Source organism: Streptomyces sp. NPDC101227, from assembly GCF_044767545.1.
In the GTDB taxonomy this organism is placed as follows: Bacteria; Actinomycetota; Actinomycetes; order Streptomycetales; family Streptomycetaceae; genus Streptomyces.
This window is the reverse complement of the sequence record NZ_JBIWOD010000005.1, coordinates 21946-36454: the sequence shown is the minus strand read 5'-3', so window position 1 is coordinate 36454 and position 14509 is coordinate 21946. Positions and strand designations below refer to the sequence as shown.

The 14509-nt window shown below is 68.2% G+C and carries 14 protein-coding genes; 5 read left to right on the top strand and 9 right to left on the bottom strand.

What is annotated here, in order from left to right:
- Positions 1-39: 39 nt before the first annotated feature.
- The 4 genes from ACIRPT_RS12515 to ACIRPT_RS12500 form a co-directional block, all read right to left on the bottom strand.
- Entirely contained in the window at positions 40-750 is a 711-nt protein-coding gene (locus ACIRPT_RS12515) for a hypothetical protein (RefSeq protein ID WP_403825979.1), read from the bottom strand.
- A gap of 16 nt (positions 751-766) precedes the next feature.
- Positions 767-1972: a MerR family transcriptional regulator gene (locus ACIRPT_RS12510; protein ID WP_403825976.1), complete on the bottom strand. Its 1206-nt coding sequence runs from the start codon at positions 1970-1972 to the stop codon at positions 767-769.
- 187 nt (positions 1973-2159) lie between these two features.
- On the bottom strand, positions 2160-2897 hold the full coding sequence (locus ACIRPT_RS12505) for a response regulator (protein ID WP_403825973.1): 738 nt from the start codon (positions 2895-2897) through the stop codon (positions 2160-2162).
- Positions 2894-4141 (bottom strand): sensor histidine kinase, encoded by a 1248-nt coding sequence (locus ACIRPT_RS12500; RefSeq protein WP_403825970.1) that lies wholly within the window; start codon positions 4139-4141, stop codon positions 2894-2896. The genes ACIRPT_RS12505 and ACIRPT_RS12500 overlap by 4 nt, the downstream gene beginning before the upstream one ends.
- A 289-nt stretch (positions 4142-4430) precedes the next feature.
- Here ACIRPT_RS12500 and ACIRPT_RS12495 point away from each other — a divergent pair, with 289 nt between their 5' ends.
- Together ACIRPT_RS12495 and ACIRPT_RS12490 are read left to right on the top strand one after the other, a co-directional pair.
- Positions 4431-5402, top strand: coding sequence for a lysostaphin resistance A-like protein (locus tag ACIRPT_RS12495; RefSeq protein WP_403825967.1), 972 nt, complete (start codon positions 4431-4433; stop codon positions 5400-5402).
- A gap of 939 nt (positions 5403-6341) precedes the next feature.
- Positions 6342-6587, top strand: a complete 246-nt coding sequence (locus ACIRPT_RS12490; protein ID WP_403499746.1) for a hypothetical protein — start codon at positions 6342-6344, stop codon at positions 6585-6587.
- A gap of 289 nt (positions 6588-6876) precedes the next feature.
- On the opposite strand, the gene dnaB is transcribed toward ACIRPT_RS12490, so the two are convergent.
- Positions 6877-9288, bottom strand: a complete 2412-nt coding sequence (dnaB, locus tag ACIRPT_RS12485; RefSeq protein ID WP_403827050.1) for a replicative DNA helicase — start codon at positions 9286-9288, stop codon at positions 6877-6879.
- 464 nt (positions 9289-9752) lie between these two features.
- Here dnaB and ACIRPT_RS12480 point away from each other — a divergent pair, with 464 nt between their 5' ends.
- A complete protein-coding gene (locus tag ACIRPT_RS12480; RefSeq protein WP_403825964.1) occupies positions 9753-11090 on the top strand; it encodes an MATE family efflux transporter in 1338 nt (445 codons plus the stop codon).
- Between the two features lie 39 nt (positions 11091-11129).
- Complete coding sequence (locus ACIRPT_RS12475) at positions 11130-11996, top strand: trypsin-like serine peptidase (protein ID WP_403499766.1); 867 nt, start codon at positions 11130-11132, stop codon at positions 11994-11996.
- A gap of 89 nt (positions 11997-12085) precedes the next feature.
- Here ACIRPT_RS12475 and rplI read toward each other — a convergent pair whose 3' ends face one another.
- The 4 genes from rplI to rpsF form a co-directional block, all read right to left on the bottom strand.
- Positions 12086-12532 (bottom strand): 50S ribosomal protein L9, encoded by a 447-nt coding sequence (rplI, locus tag ACIRPT_RS12470; RefSeq protein ID WP_400069096.1) that lies wholly within the window; start codon positions 12530-12532, stop codon positions 12086-12088.
- Between the two features lie 18 nt (positions 12533-12550).
- Complete coding sequence (rpsR, locus tag ACIRPT_RS12465) at positions 12551-12787, bottom strand: 30S ribosomal protein S18 (RefSeq protein ID WP_003978893.1); 237 nt, start codon at positions 12785-12787, stop codon at positions 12551-12553.
- Positions 12788-12899: 112 nt separating this feature from the next.
- A complete protein-coding gene (locus ACIRPT_RS12460) occupies positions 12900-13496 on the bottom strand; it encodes a single-stranded DNA-binding protein (protein WP_403825959.1) in 597 nt (198 codons plus the stop codon).
- 82 nt (positions 13497-13578) lie between these two features.
- Complete coding sequence (gene rpsF / locus ACIRPT_RS12455) at positions 13579-13869, bottom strand: 30S ribosomal protein S6 (protein WP_003978891.1); 291 nt, start codon at positions 13867-13869, stop codon at positions 13579-13581.
- Between the two features lie 230 nt (positions 13870-14099).
- On the opposite strand from rpsF, the gene ACIRPT_RS12450 reads away from it, so the two are divergent.
- Complete coding sequence (locus ACIRPT_RS12450) at positions 14100-14417, top strand: hypothetical protein (protein ID WP_403499772.1); 318 nt, start codon at positions 14100-14102, stop codon at positions 14415-14417.
- Positions 14418-14509: the final 92 nt, after the last annotated feature.

The following is a 14509-nucleotide window of genomic DNA, read 5'->3' as shown; positions in this document are numbered from 1 at the left end:
GCCCGGCATGCGAGGCCATTCCGCCCCCACCGCTCACCCTCACCGCAGCGCAGCAGCCCCGATCACCGCACCGAGCTTCGCCTGCTCGTCCTCCGGCAGCCGGCGCGCCGCATGGACCGTGTGCAGCGCGGTCCGCAACCGCATCCGGTCCTCGTCCGTCCCCAGGTACCCGAGATAGGCCGGCAGCGTCAGCCCCAGCGCCACAAAATCGGCCCGCGCACACCACCCCCACAACAGGTTCCGGATGCTGGTATCGACGTCGTCTTCAACGGCCCACGGTGCCGGAGAAACGGCGCCCGTGGGGCCCTCTCCCGTCGCCGCATCCTTCGCCTCCGGCGCGGTGTCGCGCATGCCCTCCCCGATCGCGAACCGAATCCAGTTGCCGTACTGCCCCTCCGGCAGCTCACCCACCCGCTCGGCGGCCCGCATGAAGTACCCGTACGCCAGGGCCGGTTGCCCCAGATCCCGGTATGCCCGTCCCATGTTCACGTACAGCGAGGGATAGAACCCCCGCACCCGCTCGTCCGCCACCAGGTCGGCCCGGTTCAGACACTCCTGGTTCCAGCGGAGCGTCTCCTCGGGCGAGCTCTGGTGCCGGGCGAGGTAGTGGGCGGCGATGCACGCCTCATAGTCGTCGCCGGCCGCGTCCCAGGCCTGTCTAAAGAGCTCGTACGCCGCATCGGTGCGTCCCTCCGCCTCCGCCTGCATCCCCGCCACACACAGCCGCACGACCGGCAGCTCCGGATCCATCCCCCGGCTCCCCTCATCAGCCATCGGCGCGGCCCTCACCCGTACCGGCGCCGGCCTGTTCGCTCACCGGCATCACCAACGTCGTAAAGCTCCCCTGGTCAGCGGAGCGCACCACGACGGGCCGGACCTCCGAGGCGATTTCCAGCAGCGCATCGGGCCCCACTCCGGCCTCCAGCGCGGGCACAAGAACCGCCGGATCAAAGGCGATCCGCGGCACCGCCTCATGTTTCACGGCGTCATGTTTCACGTGAAACACCGCCCGCAGCCGGACCGGCGGCTGTTCTCCGCCCGTCACCTCGAGTTCCTGCTCGCCGCCTCGCCCCATGCGCGCCTCGAGCGCCACCACACCGCCCCGCCCGGCGACCGCGTCCCGCAGCCCGCCCCGGTCGACGATGACGCGGTACCGACCCGGCTCCAGCCCCTCCAGAATCAGCCGGTAGTCCAGAAAGGCATCGGGGTCCTGGCGGGGGCTCCGGCCTCGCTCCCGCGGTGGCTCCCAGCACTCGCCCTCCGCGGCGCCCCGAAGCCGAAATCCCGCCGCCTCCGCCGTGCCCTCCGCATTCATCGTCTCCGGCCCGCACTCCACCACGACGGTCATCCGCCGTACGGCCCACTCCGCCAGGTCCCGCGCCGCCCCCGCGCCGATCAGCAGCTTGCGCGGCCCACCCTCAAAGACCTCGGCCCGCAGCACCCGCACAGCCAGCCGATAGCGGTCCGTGGCCACCAGTCGCACCTCGCCGTCGACGAGTTCGAGCAGCACACTCCCCAGCACCGGGAACTCCTCGCTTGCCGTCCCCACTGCCGCGGCGGGCACCACCTGGCGGACCGCACCGGCGAGTTCGGCACCGTCGACGCGGGCTCGTGCGCAGCGCCCCCGCGGGTCTCCGGCCGCCTCCCACAGGAAGCCTTCCACCACCGTCTGCGCCTCATCCGCCGTACGCCGTGTTCGCTCCAGATGCGCTCGCAGCACGTCCCGCGCCGCGTGCTGAGGTCCATCCAGCACCACCGCGACATCCACCAGCGGCAGTCCCGCCGCCCGCAGCCGGCGCAGCCGCACACCACGGGCCGCCTGCGCCTCCGCGTACTGCCGGTATCCCGTGGCCTCATCCACCCGGGCCGGTCGCAGCACGCCGCAGTCGTCGTAGAAGCGCAGCGCGCTCGGCGCCAGCCCCACCCGCCGCGCGAACGCGCCGATACCCAAGAGCTCTTCGTCCTCGTCCATGAGCGGGATTGTCGGGCTTCAACCAGCCTGAAGGTCAAAGACTCCGCCACGGAAGATCAGTTACGGCATCGGGAGGCTCGAACCTCGGGAGGGCGTTCCGCCGATGAGCATGGGCCGCGCCGGCCGGCCCTGCGCGCTCCCCGCGCGTCGCCATCCGTGGCGGGCGGCGCGGCTACCGGACGTCGTCTTACAGACCGCTCGCTCCGGGCCCCACGAGCCCCGTCTCATACGCCAGGATGACCGCCTGCGTACGGTTCTGGGCGCCGAGCTTGGCGAGCACATTGCCCACATGGGTCTTCACGGTCTCCAGGCTCACGATCAGCTCGGCGGAGATCTCTTGGTTCGTCAGGCCCTTCGCCATCCACCGCAGAATGTCGGTCTCGCGGGGGGTGAGCGCGTCCAGCCTGCGGGCGGCGTCGCGACGCACGGGCCGGCCGGTGGCCAGTCGTCGCACCGCCTCGGGGAACAGCACGCTGTCGCCCGTGGTGACCAGCCGGATGGCGTGCGCGATCTGCTGCGCCGGGGCGCGCTTGAGGACAAAGCCGCTGGCCCCGGCCTGCAAGGCGTCATAGACATACTCGTCGTTCTCGAATGTGGTGATCACGATGATCTTGGGTGGGTCGGTCAGCTCGGCCCGCAGCCGCCGGGTGGCCTCGATTCCGTCCAGCCGGGGCATCCGTACGTCCATCAGCACCACGTCCGGCCGCAGCCGCACGACCAGGGGGAGCACCTCCGCGCCATCGGCGGCCTCGCCGACCACATCCAGGTCGGGTTTGGCCGACAGCAGGGCACGCAGTCCGGTACGGGTGAGCTCCTCGTCGTCGGCGATGAGCACACTCACCGACGCGTCCGGGGCCTTGTCCGGTGCCTTGTCCAGCGTGGCCGGCGCGGCGTTCACGGTGCTGACGGTGTGTGTGCTGCTCATGACGCCGACGGTAGTGGAATCCGCACCAAGAGACGCCAGAGTCCGCCGCCGTGCTCATCCCCCTCGTCGCCCTTGCCCGGTGCTATTCCGGTGAACACCTCGCCGCGCAGCAGCCGCACCCGCTCCGCGATCCCGACGAGGCCGCGCCCCTGCCCCAGACGCTCGCCCGAGCGGAAGCAAGCACCGCCCACATCAACGGGATTGGTGAGTTCCACCACCAGCCAGCCGTCCTGTGCGGTGACCCTCAGCGCGATCCCCGTCTTCGTCCCGTATCGCAGGGCATTGGTCAGCCCTTCCTGGACGATGCGGTACGCCTCCCGGGAGGCGGTGGCCGGTATCCGGTCCACCGCACCCAAGGTCTCGACGCGCATCTCCGCTCCGGCCCGCCGGACCCGCTCCACCAAGGAACCGAGATCGCCGAGCGTGGGGTGCGGTGCTCTGGGCGACCGTCCCTCCCGCAGGACCCCGAGCACATGGTCGAGGTCGTCCATCGCCGCTCTGGAGGTCTCCTCGATGCTGGCCAGGGCCCGACGTGCCGCATCCGGGTCACGCTCCATCAACTCCCCCGCCACGGCGGCCTGGATGGTGGACGCCGTGAGGGTGTGGCCGATGGAGTCGTGCAATTCCTGGGCCAGACGATTGCGCTGGGCCAGCTGATGCATCTGCTCCTCAACGGCGGCCAGCCGTTCTGCCGGGTGGTGGTCGAGAAAGACCGGCGCGAGCAGCCGGAGTACGGCCGCCGACCCGGCGCAGACCGCCACGGCCAGCGCCAGGCACCCGGCGACCGCGCCCCATGCCCACAGGCCCGGCAGCCCGGAGTCCACCTTGATGTGCCGTCCGAAGGCGTCGACAGCGCCTCCGCCCCGCAGCCAGACCGAGGCGAGCATGACAGCGCTGAACAACAGCAGGCCCGTCAGCCCTGTCACCAGCCCACCCAGCGCCATATGCGGCACCAGCCACCCCGCCGTACGGAGACGGTTGGCCCAGGGGCCCCAGGGACGCTCCCCTGACGCCGGCTTGATCGGCGCGGGAAGATCTGTCCCCAGCAGGTGATTCGCCAGGCGCACGCTGCCGCGGCGCGCCGCACGGGGGCAAGCCATGGCCATGATCACCGCCGCGAGCGCGAGCGTGAAACCCACCATCCGCAGCGCCGCCGGCCACGCCGGCGGCGCGAACAGCAGCGCGGTCGTCAGCGGCACTACGCCCAGCAGCGCACCGAGGAACGCGTGGCTCCAGTCCGTCATGCCTTGTTTCATGGCCCTGCCGAAGCGCGGGCGATTCATTCTGCGCACGGCCTGATGATGACACCCGGCCGGTACGTAATCCTCCCCCGAAAGAGCCAGAACGGCGTCCCGATTTCGAGGGGCCGCTATTCCCCCTTCGCGGCGATGCGCGCACCCGGCACACAGTGAGACGGTCACTGAGACCACATCGACTACCCGTGCTCAAAACTCTACGCGAGATATGAGCTCGCCCGAATAACAGTCACCTCGGACTCAGCCCGCCCTGATTGCCACTGGAAGGAAAATACTCATGTCAACAAGAAACAAGGGAATCGCAGCATTCCTCGCCATCTCCTTCGGGGGAGCATGGCTCTGGCTGCTGATCGCACACCTGAGCCTCGGACTCTCGGCGCTCCATCCCTTACTGCAACTGCCCGCTTTCTGCATGCCAGGGATGGCCGCGCTGATCGTCCGGCGCTGGGTCACCAAGGAGGGATTCGCCGATGCGGGACTGCGTCCGCACCTGAAGACCGGCTGGCCCTACTACCTCGCTGCCTGGCTCGGCCCGCTCCTCACAGCCGCCGCCACCGTCGGCCTGGCGGCAGCACTGGGCCTATGGCGCCCAGAACTCTCACCGCTCAACAGTCTGCTGCCCGGAATCCCCGGATGGGCTGCAATAGCCCTGCTGATGTTGGTGGTCCCCTTCCTGATACCGCTGTACTGGGGCGAGGAATTCGGCTGGACCGGCTACCTCCGTCCGCGCCTGTACGCGGGCAGAACTGCACCGTCCCTCATCACAACCAGCCTCATCTGGGCGACGTGGCACTACCCCCTGCCCTTTATAGGCTATATCGAATTCTCAGACCTGATACCCGGCCTGGCCACTTGGACCGTTTCCTTTCTCTGCCAGGAAATCATTCTCGCCTGGCTCTACCAGCGCAGCGGCAGCGTCTGGGTCGCAAGCCTGGCCCATGCCGGAAACAACATGGTCCTTTTCTTGATCACCGGGCAATTACTCGGCACCGGGGGCGGCCTCAGCGCCGTCGTCACCACACTGCTCCCCACCGTCCCCATGGCCGCACTGAGCGCATGGATCGTCCTCGGCCGAGGGCTGACGCCCCGTCGCGACCACGCCCGGTCCACTCACCGCGTCATCACCTCGACGACGGCTCCGGCCTCGCGCGGAGGCGAACACTTGTCGGGCAGTCAGTTCGGAGCGGCGCTGCCCGACGCTAAGCCATCCGTTGAGCCCTCCGGTGCTGTCTGCGACTTCGAGGGCTAACCCGTCGGGGCGTCAGTCGTACGCCGGAGCCGCCGAGCCCAGGCCTATCGGGTCCGCCGGGTCGGCCAGGTCCACAGCCAGCGCCCGTGGACGATCGGCATCTGGGTGGCGTAGCCGGAATGGCCCTACACCCGCCCCTTCCGCTTCGTCTGGACCTCACCTCATTCAGCCCCCGGAAGCAGACCCACCACAATGAGCGCTCCGCCCGCACCACTGCGCCGCTCCGGATCCGCCGGTACGGCATGGGGTGTTGGCCGGCCGCATCATCCAAGTGGGCCACAGCTGCTTCGAGAACAACTTGGAACGCTGCCACCAGCACGTCCGGCCCACATGACCTCATCGAAACGTCGAGGTTCCTTACATGCAGAGGGCGTTGACCCGCCACGGCGAATATGAAGCCCTCGCAGCAAAGCTAGTTGAGCACGCGGGCGAAGTGAGTCGCGGAACCCGACCGCGCCGGGTTGCCCAGCCAGAAGAATCAAGCCCGAGCTGATGACCGACGGCGTCTCACCTTGCCCCATCCCCACCAACCTCATTAACTCCAAGGAGAGTTGGCGCTTCCTGGAAGCAAAGCGGCCCCCTCCATCCCGCCTCCCGAGCGACGGTCCGAACCCGTCGCAAACAGACCGGAGATGACACGCGCACAGTCCGGCACGGTCGCCAACTCCCCCTCTTCTCACGCCTCACAAGCGAAGGCGAGAGGGAGGCAGACGCGCCGGCGATCGCGGCACCCTCCGCGATGACGGCAGGTCACACAATCGCTGTCGACCGCCACCCCTTGAAAGGCGGACTGCCGGGCGTTGCGCGCCGCGAACCGGCCGCCCCCGAAGACCCGTATGCCAGCGCCGATGAGCGGGGCGGGATTTTTCGTATTAGCTTCCAGTAACTGTACGAAGTGGATCTGTTGCAGATCGCATCCGCTCAATCAATGGAGGAGATATGCGCAAGCTTCACAAGGCCGCTGTTGTGGCAGCCGTCCTCGGCAGTGTCAGCTTCCTCGGCGCCGGCACCGCCAACGCCGGCGGCGCCGGTGGGTGTGGGGCGCACGTCCTCGACGTCAACGTCCTCGGCGAGGTTGGGATCGCCAATGGCATTCTGTCCAACCTGATCAACAGCGAGGGATCACCGGGCGGGCAGATCACCGGCATGGGCTCGTCCATGGGCTGTAACGGCCATGGTTGGTGACCGCCGGAAAGTCGCGTAGGTGACGGAAATGGGCCGCGGTGTCCGAGCCACAGGCCCGGCGCCGGGGCCCATTTCCGACCCGCAGGACCTGAGCGCGGGCCGGTTCGCGATACGCGACACCAGGGCCTCGATCGCAGGAACTGCTTTCGGCCTGCTGGGAACTCGGACAAGCAGCACTGGTGGGTACTCGGACATGGAGCACAACTGGCTGCTGGGAGCAGGACCACGATGTCGGGCTCGCCGTCAACTGCTCCAACGCCAGGCGATGTACGCCCCTACAAGGCCTCACTCACGTCTGCGCCATATCCACAAACCGCGAGTAGTGCCCCTGGAACGCCACCGTGATCGTCGCCGTAGGACCGTTACGGTGCTTCGCCACGATCAGGTCGGCCTCGCCGGCGCGCGGGGACTCCTTCTCGTAGGCGTCCTCGCGGTGCAACAGGATGACCATGTCGGCGTCCTGCTCGATCGAGCCGGATTCACGGAGGTCGGAGACCATCGGCTTCTTGTCCGTGCGCTGCTCGGGACCACGGTTGAGCTGGGAGAGCGCGATGACCGGGAGCTCGAGTTCCTTCGCCAGGAGCTTGAGGTTTCGGGACATGTCCGAGACCTCCTGCTGGCGGCTCTCGGCACGCTTCGATCCGCCGGACTGCATCAGCTGGAGATAGTCGATGACGACCAGCTTCAGCTCGTTGCGCTGCTTGAGCCGACGGCACTTGGCGCGGATTTCCATCATCGAGAGGTTGGGCGAGTCGTCGATGTACAGCGGCGCGGCCGACACATCCGGCATACGGCGCGCCAGGCGTGTCCAGTCCTCGTCCGTCATGCTGCCGGAGCGCATATGGTGCAGCGCCACCCGGGCCTCGGCGGACAGCAGACGCATCGCGATCTCGTTGCGCCCCATTTCCAGCGAGAAGATCACGCTCGGCAGATTGCTCTTGATCGAGCAGGCACGTGCGAAGTCCAGCGCGAGGGTGGAGTTGTGGGTGGGGACCATTGACCGAGTGGCCAGGTAGAGGTGATCCGGGTTGTCCACCTGGACGCAGCGGACCGGGACGCTCTCGATCTCGCGGACGTCGGTGATGAAGCGCTGCTTCGCCTCCGCAGTACCGGGGCGTCCGCTCTCTGCGTGGTCGCTCCGCATCCGCTCCGGGCCGACCACCTCGTTGGTCGGCGTGAAGGCGATGCGGTACGCGGTGGACGACTCCTCTGCGCGCCCCGTGATCCGCTCGGCGCGCATGTCGCAGCGCTGGCCGAGGCTCACCACCAGCTCACAAAGCCCTTCAGCCAGCGCCTTGTTGGTGACCGTGAACTGCACCGATCCAGTGCTGGTGACGGCTCCGTGGGTGTCGACAAACCCCGCGAGGAGTTCTCTGCGCTGGGCAACGGCGCTGCGCAGATACTCCTGAGGGATGTGTGCCTTCCCCAGTAGACCCATGTTCCGCAGCGCGTCTTGAAGGCCGGCGGCTTCTCTCTGGCCGTCCCCCAGCCAGGCGCCCAAGGTGTACGGAGCCACCGGCAGGTCCCGATGCGGGAGTTCGAGAGCGGCTGCGTTCTCTACGCTGTGGTTGTTGCGCCGCTCGGCCGTGTGGCAGTGCAGCGTCGCGGCGATTTCCTTGGTCGTCTTGACCGAGGCGAAGTTGCGCTGGTCGCGGGAGCCGCTGTGCCCGACGTCGGCGGCCTGCGCCGACCTGCGAGCAGCCCGGGTGTCGGTGAGCCACTGGTGATCCGCATCGGCGATCACGGTGGTGCCGTCGTCGAACGACATCTCGTAGCAGGGGCGTCCCGTCATCACCTCGGTGGCGGCCACCACGCGAGTGGGCTTCCCCGTTGCGTCGAGGAGATAGTCCCCGGGCTTCACCTCGCCCATGGTGGTCCACCCGGAGGGGGTGGGCAGCGGGGTGTCGAGAGCAAGGGCCTTACCCATGGCGGGACGGGCCGCGATCACGATCATCTGGCCCGGGTGCAGGCCGTTCGTCAGGGAATCGAGGTCGGTGAAGCCGGTGGGCACGCCCGTCATCTGGCCCTGGCGTGAGCCGATCGCCTCGATCTCGTCGAGGGCGCCTTCCATGATGTCGCCGAGCGGCAGGTAGTCCTCGCTGGTCCGCTGCTCGGTGACGGCGTAGATCTCCGCCTGGGCGCTGTTGACGATCTCGTCGACGTCGCCGTCCGCGGCGTATCCCATCTGCGTGATCCGCGTGCCGGCCTCGACCAGCCGGCGCAGCACGGCACGCTCGTGGACGATCTCGGCGTAGTACTCGGCGTTGGCCGCCGTGGGCACGGACTGGACGAGGGTGTGCAGATACGAGGCGCCGCCGACCCGCCCGATCTCGCCGCGCTTGGTCAGCTCCGCCGCGATGGTGATCGGGTCGGCGGGCTCGCCCTTGGCGTAGAGGTCGAGGATCGCCTGGAATACCAGCTCATGGGCGGGGCGGTAGAAGTCTTCGCCCTTGAGGACCTCGACAACGTCGGCGATGGCGTCCTTGGACAGCAGCATGCCGCCGAGCACCGACTGCTCCGCGTCCAGATCCTGCGGGGGGACCCGCTCGAAGCCGCCCGCCCAGGAGCCGCCCTCATCGTCACCACGGTCCTGGCGGTCGCCGCGTCCGCGGCCCTTGCCCTCACCTCGACGGGAGCGGGGGGCCGGCAGCCGGTCGCTCGGACCGGAGTCCGCCCAAGGGTCCTCCATGGGCTCGGGCATGCTCACCCCGGCACCTCCTCCCGTCCGCGGCGCGGACCTTGCTGTGCTCTTCTTTCTTACGGCACAGCTCTGACAATCGAGACGCCCGACTCCGGTTACGGCGCGTCGAGTTCGGACGATGTTTCAGGCCGGAACAGGCGGCGGGTGCCGGACCACGGTAGGCCCGCGGGCACCGTCCGCCAATCTGGTTATCCACAGGCCGTGTGGATGACGGGCCTCCAGCTGTGGAGAAGTCCCCGGATCCTGTGCACGGGCCGGGGGAAACTACTGTGGACAAGCACACAATCAGCCCACCCACACGCCTCTGACCTGCAGTTTCCTCATCCATAGGCTGTGGGGGAGAAAAACTTCGACGACCTGGTCAAGATCACGGCAAACAGTACGGAGATGACGACTCCACACAGCGGAAAGTAAGGACCACAAGAGGATTGCATCTCTTACCTGTGGAAGATTAGATTGCCTGCATGACACAGGCTCCCGCGACGCCACGGCGCGCCCACCGCCGCCATGACCGCGAGATCGTCGCCCTCGCCCTGCCGGCCTTCGGCGCACTGGTCGCGGAACCTCTCTTCCTCATGGTCGACAGCGCCGTCGTCGGCCACCTCGGCACCCCCCAGCTGGCCGGCCTCGGCGTCGCCGCCGCCCTGCTGACCACCGCGGTCTCCGTCTTCGTCTTCCTCGCGTACGCCACCACCGCCGCGGTCGCCCGCAGGGTCGGCGCCGGCGATCTCCCCGCCGCCATCCGTCAGGGCATGGACGGGATCTGGCTCGCGCTCCTCCTCGGTGCCGCGGTCATCACGGCAGTGCTGCCCACCGCCCCCTGGCTCGTCGAAGCCTTCGGCGCATCCGGCACCGCAGCACCGTACGCCACGACCTACCTTCGCATCAGCGCCCTCGGCATCCCTGCGATGCTCGTCGTACTGGCCGCCACCGGCGTGCTACGCGGCCTCCAGGACACCAGGACCCCGCTGTACGTCGCCATCGGCGGCTTCTCCGCCAACGCCGCGCTCAACGCCGGCCTGGTCTACGGCACCGGCCTCGGTATCGCCGGCTCCGCCTGGGGCACGGTCATGGCCCAGTGCGGCATGGCCGCCGCCTACCTCACCGTCGTGATCCGCGGCGCACGGCGCAACGGCGCCTCGCTCCGCCCCGATGCTTCGGGGATACGCGCCTGTGCACAGGCCGGCATCCCCCTGCTCGTGCGCACTCTCTCGCTGCGCGCGGTGCTGATGATCGCCACCGCCGTCGCGGCCCGGCTCGGCGACGCGGAGATAGCCGCGCACCAGATCGTGCTCACTCTCTGGCAGCTGCTGGCCTTCGCGCTGGATGCGATAGCGATAGCCGGCCAGGCCATCATCGGTCGCTACCTCGGTGCGGACGACCGGGACGGCGCCAAGGCCGCCTGCCGCCGCATGGTGCAGTGGGGCATCGCCTCCGGCGTGGTCCTCGGGGTGCTGGTGGCGCTCGCCCGGCCGCTGTTCGTCCCCCTGTTCACCGCCGATCCCGCCGTCCGCGGACCGCTGATGACCACGTTGCTGGTCGTGGCCGTCACTCAGCCGATATCCGGCATCGTCTTCATACTCGACGGCGTCCTGATGGGCGCGGGCGACGGCCCGTACCTCGCCTGGGCAATGGTCGTGACGCTGGCCCTGTTCGCGCCGGTGGCGCTGGCCGCACCCGCCCTCGGCGGCGGGCTTGTCGCCCTGTGGTGGGCGATGGCCTTGATGATGACCGTGCGCATGCTGACGCTCTGGCTCCGGACCCGCTCGGGCCGATGGATTGTGACCGGAGCCTCCCGCTGAACTGTCCCGTAACCGCGAGTGGCTGTCGATAATGACCGTGTGCGCGCCCTGACCAGGAATTCCCTCCTGCCCCTGACGTTCATCGTCGTCGTGGCAGCCGCTGTGGTGGGCTACTCCGCGGAGGACGCCGACACCGGCTACATCGGCAGTGGCCGCAGCAGCTTCGGCAAGTCCGGCGAACCGGGACAGGATCCCCAGGACCAGGATCCCGCCGCGACGGCCCCGGCCGATGACGGCAACGCCTACACCCCGCGCAGAACGGAGCAGAACGCCCGGGTCGGCGTGGTCTTTGAGAAGGACGACTCCGGCGACCACTTCTGCACCGCCAGCGTCGTCCAGAGTCCCGGCCGCAACATGCTCATCACGGCGGCACACTGCGCCTTCGACGCCGATGCCGGGACCACGGTGAACGATCTCGTCTTCGCCCCCGACTACCGCGGTGGCGACGAACCCACCGGCTTGTGGAAGGTCAAGAAAGTGGTCATCGACGACCGCTGGGCAAAGTCGCAGGACGAGGATCTCGACGTCGCCTTCCTGATACTCGACAAGAAGCACGGCAAGCAGATCCAGGACGTCCTGGGCGGCAACACCCTCGGCATCGACCGCGGCTTCGACAACGAGGTCAAGATCACCGGTTACCCCACGAGCCGCGAGACCCCGATCTCCTGCCAGAACCGCACCACGAAGTTCAGCGACACCCAGCTACGCGTCCAGTGCACCGACTTCGAAGGCGGCACCAGCGGCAGTCCCTGGCTGGCCGACTACGACCCCAAGAGCCACACCGGCACGGTCATCGGCGTCCTGGGCGGCCATGAGGGCGGCGGCGACGAGGACGACATCTCCTATGCCGCGTATTTCGACGACGATATCGCCGAGCTGTACAAGCACGCACAGGACGTGGACTGAGCGCCGGCCCACGGCACCGCAACACGGCGAAGGGCCGTACCCCCGCGAGGGGGGGTACGGCCCTTCAGCGTTGTGCTGAACTGCTGCGATTACGCGGCGACGACCTCGACGCCGAGCTTCGCAACGACCTCGGCGTGCAGACGCACGGAGATCTGGTGCGCGCCCAGGGTCTTGATCGGCGAACCGAGCTCGACACGGCGCTTGTCGACGTCCGGACCACCGGCAGCCTTGATCGCCGAGGCGATGTCGGCCGGGGTGACGGAGCCGAACAGACGACCCGCGTCGCCGGCACGGACGGCCAGCTTCACGTTGACGCCCTCGAGCTGGCCCTTGACCTCGTTGGCCTGCTCGATCGTGGCGATCTCGCGGATCTTGCGACCGCGACGGATCTGCTCGACGTCCTTCTCGCCACCCTTGGTCCAGCGGATCGCGAAACCACGCGGGACCAGGTAGTTACGGGCGTATCCGTCCTTGACGTCAACGACGTCGCCGGCGGTGCCGAGGCCGGAGACCTCGTGGGTGAGGATGATCTTCATGTGTCGGTCACCCTTCCCTTATCGCGCGGTGGACGTGTAGGGCAGCAGCGCCATCTCACGGCTGTTCTTCACGGCCGTGGCGACGTCACGCTGGTGCTGAGTGCAGTTGCCGGTGACCCGGCGGGCACGGATCTTGCCGCGGTCGGAGATGAACTTCCGCAGCAGGTTCGTGTCCTTGTAGTCGACGTAGGAGATCTTCTCCTTGCAGAACACGCAAACCTTCTTCTTAGGCTTGCGAGCAGGCGGCTTCGCCATTGTCTCTCTCCAGTGAGTTCAAGAAGTTTGTGCTGACGCCCTCAAGGCCCCCGGCCGTTCCACGGCGTTGTTTCACGTGAAACAACGCCTCGGACGGACCGGCTGTACGGACCTAGAAGGGCGGCTCGTCCGAGTAGCCGCCGCCGGAGCTGCCGCCCCAGCCACCGCCGCCGCCACCCTGCTGGCCGCCGCCGGCAGGTGCACCGGTCGCCCACGGGTCGTCGGCGGGAGCACCGCCGCCGCCCTGCTGGCCGCCGCCGGAGCCGCCGCCCCAGCTGCCGCCACCCTGGCCGCCGCCACCCTGCTGGCCGCCGCCGCCGAAGCCGCCGCCCTGGCCACCGCGACCACCGGTCTTGGTGATCTTGGCCGTGGCGTTCTTCAGGCTCGCGCCGACTTCCTCGACGTCGAGCTCGTAGACCGTGCGCTTCACGCCCTCGCGGTCCTCGTACGACCGCTGCTTGAGGCGGCCCTGCACGACCACGCGGGTACCCCGCGTGAGGGACTCGGCGACGTTCTCCGCCGCCTGACGCCACACCGAGCAGGTCAGGAACAGGCTCTCGCCGTCCTTCCACTCATTGGTCTGACGGTCGAAGGTGCGGGGGGTGGACGCGACGCGGAACTTCGCGACCGCCGCACCCGACGGGGTGAAGCGCAGCTCGGGGTCGTCGACAAGATTGCCGACAACCGTGATGACGGTCTCGCCTGCCATTAGGGGAACCTCTCGGCGGGTGTGCTGCTGGCTGCTGGTGTTGCTGCTACTCGAACCCGGTTACCGCTGGACGCTTGCGCGCTCAGTGGGTCTCGGGACGGAGGACCTTGGTCCGAAGGACCGACTCATTCAGGTTCATCTGACGGTCGAGCTCCTTGACGACCGCAGGCTCGGCCTGCAGGTCGATGACCGAGTAGATGCCCTCAGGCTTCTTGTTGATCTCGTACGAGAGACGACGACGGCCCCAGGTGTCGACCTTCTCGACCTTTCCGTTGCCCTCACGGACGACGGAGAGGAAGTTCTCGATCAGCGGGGAGACAGCGCGCTCCTCGAGATCGGGGTCGAGGATGACCATCACCTCGTAGTGACGCATGTAGAACCCACCTCCTTTGGACTCAGCGGCCACGGTCGTTCCGTGGCAGGAGGGTCATGATGCGTTCCGCACCGAGCCCGGCCGGAGTATCCGGACAGACATGGGCGCAGACCGTACAGCGTACCTGCCTCAGGCCTTCCGGTTGAAATCCGAGTGCCACACCCCTCAATCTGGAACACAACGGGTGTGAGCGGCGTTACAGTGCGCCGCCCTGTCATCGGAGGTGCCGCATGGCACAGGCAGTAAGGACCCAGCGCAGCCTGATCTCGCTGCTCAACAGCGACGGCCAGGCTCATCCCGTCGAGAACACTCTCGCCATCGTGACCGTAGTCCTCGGCGCGATCGCCGCTTTCGCCACATTTTCCCCCAGTCTGCACCTGGTCAGTTCCTGGGTCGGCCTGGTGGGAATCGGCACCGGCCTCTGGGGCCAGTTCATCTCGTCCACGACAGGTGAACGCTTCCTGTTGATCATCGGGCTCGGAGCGGCGGCCTTCGGCTTCTACCTCGGCCTGGCACACGGCGGACTCTTCGGCGGGGTCATCGGTTAGCGCAACGGATAGGGGCCGTACGGGCCCGTGCCCGCATGGGCCAGTCGGGGCGCTCCCTGGTCACAGTAGGCTTCGGCGCGAGAGCCGGAGCC

Coding starts and splice junctions, on each gene's coding strand:
- ACIRPT_RS12505 (WP_403825973.1), bottom strand. CDS start 2,897: ATGAGCAGCACACACACCGTCAGCACCGTGAACGCCGCGCCGGCCACG.
- ACIRPT_RS12450 (WP_403499772.1), top strand. CDS start 14,100: ATGGCACAGGCAGTAAGGACCCAGCGCAGCCTGATCTCGCTGCTCAAC.
- dnaB (WP_403827050.1), bottom strand. CDS start 9,288: ATGCCCGAGCCCATGGAGGACCCTTGGGCGGACTCCGGTCCGAGCGAC.
- rplI (WP_400069096.1), bottom strand. CDS start 12,532: ATGAAGATCATCCTCACCCACGAGGTCTCCGGCCTCGGCACCGCCGGC.
- ACIRPT_RS12495 (WP_403825967.1), top strand. CDS start 4,431: ATGTCAACAAGAAACAAGGGAATCGCAGCATTCCTCGCCATCTCCTTC.
- ACIRPT_RS12480 (WP_403825964.1), top strand. CDS start 9,753: ATGACACAGGCTCCCGCGACGCCACGGCGCGCCCACCGCCGCCATGAC.
- rpsR (WP_003978893.1), bottom strand. CDS start 12,787: ATGGCGAAGCCGCCTGCTCGCAAGCCTAAGAAGAAGGTTTGCGTGTTC.
- ACIRPT_RS12510 (WP_403825976.1), bottom strand. CDS start 1,972: ATGGACGAGGACGAAGAGCTCTTGGGTATCGGCGCGTTCGCGCGGCGG.
- ACIRPT_RS12490 (WP_403499746.1), top strand. CDS start 6,342: ATGCGCAAGCTTCACAAGGCCGCTGTTGTGGCAGCCGTCCTCGGCAGT.
- ACIRPT_RS12460 (WP_403825959.1), bottom strand. CDS start 13,496: ATGGCAGGCGAGACCGTCATCACGGTTGTCGGCAATCTTGTCGACGAC.
- ACIRPT_RS12500 (WP_403825970.1), bottom strand. CDS start 4,141: ATGACGGACTGGAGCCACGCGTTCCTCGGTGCGCTGCTGGGCGTAGTG.
- ACIRPT_RS12515 (WP_403825979.1), bottom strand. CDS start 750: ATGGATCCGGAGCTGCCGGTCGTGCGGCTGTGTGTGGCGGGGATGCAG.
- rpsF (WP_003978891.1), bottom strand. CDS start 13,869: ATGCGTCACTACGAGGTGATGGTCATCCTCGACCCCGATCTCGAGGAG.